Consider the following 3,793-nt stretch of genomic DNA (forward strand, 5'->3'; position numbering starts at 1 on the left):
GAAGTAGCGGTAGAAATGGTGCCATAACTACTTTTTATTTCGGCGGCTCCCGCACCTTCTGATAAATAAGAAACTAGTTTCTTTAAATCATTTAAGTCGATAATCGGCATTTTGTTATCGTCGGCATATTTGAATATTACCGCCATAACGCCTGACTGGGTATCATTTAAATCTAATACTTTCGATAAAAGCGTTGGCCCAAATTCTAATACCGTTGCCCGCATCTGAGAACCCATTTTACCCGAAAGGGAGTAAATTTCAATGGGAAAGCCAGATGGAGAAAAAGGTTTGTTGAGCTGTTGTGTTCTTTCTTCTATTTTTGGATTAACGGAGCCGGGCTGGTTTAATCCTGATAAATCGCCTTTAACATCCAACATAAAAACAGGAACGCTGGCATCTGACAGTTGTTCTGCCAGTAACTGTAGGGTCCGTGTTTTACCTGTTCCGGTTGCTCCGGCAATTAAACCATGTCTATTCATCATTTTTAACGACAAATTAACCTCAGCTTCGCTGTAAACCTGACCGTCTAAAATTCCGGCGCCTAAATAAATGTACGAGCCCGTAGGGGCATAGGATGATTTTATTTTTTCGATGAATTTTGAAGAAAGATCGCTCATTTTTTTAAATTAGATTGCCAATTTAAGAAAGATATCTTAAAAAGATTGTGTTTTTGTTTCCACTTTTAATGCAAAATACTGCACAAACGGTTGTTTAATGGTGTTGGCTAAGCTGCTTATAATAATTTAGTTCGTTCTGAAGTGCGGTTATTTCTTCCTGCATATTTTGCAATTGATTAAGCAGATGCGAAACAGCATGAATGCCCTCTAAGTTGATTTCCAGATCATGCGCTAGACGAAGATACTGCTCCAATTTGGTCAATTCATCAACTGGCAAAAAGAGCGATTGCTTTTTAACAGTAGTGTGGATCAGGCCAAAATCTTCAAGCGATTGGATAAAGTTGATCTCTACGTGGTGGTAAGCACAGATGTCTTCTACAGGTATTAAATTGGTTCCCATAATGGTTAGAATTTGGAAAGTTTTTCGAATAGTTCTTTTTGTTCGACATTTAGATTGGTAGGTAATTTTACCTGCCACTTGATATATAAATCGCCAAACTGATTTTCTTTTTTATAAATGGGAAACCCTTTTCCTTTTAAACGCAAAGTAGCATCGGGCTGTGTTCCCTCTGGCACTTTAAGTTTGACCTTGCCGTTTAATGTTTCTACAATTTTTTCGCCACCTAAAATGGCGGTATATAGGTCTATTTCTTCCTGGAGGTAGATGTCGTTCCCCTTTCGTTTAAATTTAGGATGATCTGTGATGTTGAATTTGATATATAAATCTCCCGGAGGGCCATTGTTAACTCCTGGTGCACCGTAACCTGGTAGTTTAATTTTCTGCCCATTTTCTACACCCGCCGGAATGGTAATGCGTACTTGTTTACCGTTTACGGTTAAGGTCTGTTTGTGCGTTGCATACGCATCGAGTAGATTCAATTGCAAATCGGCATTGTAATCCTGGCCTTTAAAAGGGGAATTTCTACTGCTTCTGCCCCCGCCGCCGCCAAACATCGAAGAAAAGAAATCAGAAAAATCTTCGCCTCCAAAACCTCCTGAATAGCTATTACCGCCATATCCTCCACCTTGCGACTGGTATTGCCTTTGCTGCTGTTGCTGCGCATCTAGCTGATCGGCATGTTGCCAATCTTTACCATACTTGTCATATTTCTTACGCTTTTCCGGATCACTTAAAACTTCGTTTGCCTCGTTTATTTGCTGAAATTTTTTATTGGCTTCCTCATTGTTGGGATTAAGATCGGGGTGGTGCTTTCGGGCTAATTTTCTATAAGCTTTTTTTATATCCTCAGTTGTTGCATCTTTTTTTAAATCGAGGATTTTATAATAGTCTATGTAGTCCATAATGGCTTAACAAATAAGTAAAAGTAATGTTCAATTTTATTGTATAAATGTAGGTTTTATAATGGTGTATTTCAATGGGGGATTGTCTTAACCAGGGTAGTTTGTTAATCGTTTGAGATACTTTACCATTAAGAAATTAAGAACATTTAGATTTTTGGAAGTGCAGTCAGCTGTTGCCAGCTGACTTTAAAGGATGATTGATTGAGTGCCGAATAGAAATATCTGACACCACGAAAAAAACTAAACAAAAAAAGCGCCCCATATAGAGGCACTTTAATCGATAAAGGTAGAGAGAGATTTATTTTTTGTTTTTTACATATTTTTCTAACCATTGGTCTTGCTCCCAAAGCATGTGAAGCAAGTTTTCTTTGCCGCGGTAGCTGTGTGCTTCATAAGGTAAAAATACAAAACGGGTAGTACAGCCGGCACCTTTAATCGCATTGAACAAACGTTCGCTATTAATAGGGAAAGTACCTGGGTTATCGTCAGAATCACCGTGGATTAACAATATAGGAGTTTTAATTTTATCTGCATAACTGAACGGGCTCATTTCGTAATACAACTGCGGTACCTGCCAATAGGTACGCTCTTCGTTTTGAAAACCAAAGGGCGTAAGTGTCCGGTTATAAGCTCCGCTGCGGGCAATACCTGCAGCAAAGAGATTAGTGTGGGCCAATAAGTTTGCGGTCATAAATGCGCCATAACTATGTCCTCCAACGGCCATCCGTTTTTTATCACCAACGCCTAAGTCGGCCAGTTTATTAATAGCAGCTTCGGCATTGAGCTGTAATTGATCTACAAAGGTATCGTTAGGTTTTTTACCATCTTTGGCAACAATTGGCATTTCTGCGTTATCTAATACTGCATAACCATGGGTTACCCAGAAAATGGGGGAGGCCCAGCTAATTGTAGTAAATTTGTCTTTCGATCCACGGATCTGTGCCGCATCTGCTGCGGAGTTAAACTCGCGTGGGTAAGCCCAGATTAATGAAGGTAATGGACCATCTTTGTCTTTGTTGTAACCTTTAGGTAAATACAGATCGCCTGTTAAATCTACACCATCGGCACGTTTGTAAGAAATTTTCTGTTTGGTAATGCCTTCTAAAGATGGATATGGATTAGTGAAATTAGTAATTGGTTGATCGGCGATGCGAAGCATCAGGTTTTTAATAAAGTAGTTAGGTACTAATTTTTGACTCTCTTTACGGGTAAGCAAAACCAGTTTGTCAGGATTAATTACATCGCTTACATATTCGAAGGTTCCTTCGGCGCTGCGCCAGATAATCTCATTCTTTTTAGTGGTTAAATCGAATTTGGCTAAGAAAGGTAAGTCTCCTTTTTCTGATGAACCTACTATATTGTTCATTAGCAGTTTAGTGCCATTGTCAACCGTTTTAATTACCTGTCGGCCATATTTGTTTTTCGTAGTAACCGGAGAACCTGGGTTGCCATAAGCATCTGTTTGGTTACGGCTGTACAATTCTTCTACTTCGCCTGTTGTAGGGTTGTAACGGGTCACTTTATTGGTTTGTTTGCTACGTAAACCTTCCATAATCAGGGCAAGGTTGGCATCACCCCATTGTACGCCACGGTAACGGGCCTGCGTTTTAAATAATTCTTTTTCTGTGCCGGTAAAAGGTGCGCTTAGCGCATAAACTGCATCATGAAAGGGAACATCTTTTTTAATTAAACCGCTATCCAATGGCTTGCTCCAAACCAGTGTAGCAGGTTCATCATCCCTCCAATCGAAACCACGCGGTACGTTTTGCGTATTGTCGTAACCAGATGGTGTACCCTCGGATGAAGGCAGTTCAGCAATAACCTTAATGGTTTTACCGGTTAAATCGGTAATGGTTACTGTTGATGGAAAACCG

At 39.8% G+C, this 3,793-nt stretch carries 4 protein-coding genes; all 4 read right to left on the reverse strand.

Annotated elements, in window-relative coordinates:
* On the reverse strand, window positions 1–617 hold a 617-nt coding region (locus AC1DPQ_RS20925), incomplete at its 3' end, for a helicase HerA-like domain-containing protein (protein ID WP_477610753.1).
* Between the two features lie 94 nt (window positions 618–711).
* Complete coding sequence (locus tag AC1DPQ_RS20930; protein WP_477579163.1) at window positions 712–1,017, reverse strand: chaperone modulator CbpM; 306 nt, start codon at window positions 1,015–1,017, stop codon at window positions 712–714.
* A 5-nt stretch (window positions 1,018–1,022) separates the two neighbouring features.
* The gene (locus AC1DPQ_RS20935) at window positions 1,023–1,919 is read right to left on the reverse strand and encodes a DnaJ C-terminal domain-containing protein (RefSeq protein ID WP_477579165.1); all 897 of its coding nucleotides are present in this window, start codon (window positions 1,917–1,919) and stop codon (window positions 1,023–1,025) included.
* Window positions 1,920–2,217: 298 nt separating this feature from the next.
* Window positions 2,218–3,793: alpha/beta hydrolase family protein (locus AC1DPQ_RS20940; RefSeq protein WP_477610754.1), on the reverse strand; the 1,576-nt coding region annotated here is incomplete at its 5' end.

This window comes from Pedobacter sp. 01T416_2 (assembly GCF_056398925.1).

Coding starts and splice junctions, on each gene's coding strand:
- AC1DPQ_RS20930 (WP_477579163.1), bottom strand. CDS start 1,017: ATGGGAACCAATTTAATACCTGTAGAAGACATCTGTGCTTACCACCAC.
- AC1DPQ_RS20935 (WP_477579165.1), bottom strand. CDS start 1,919: ATGGACTACATAGACTATTATAAAATCCTCGATTTAAAAAAAGATGCA.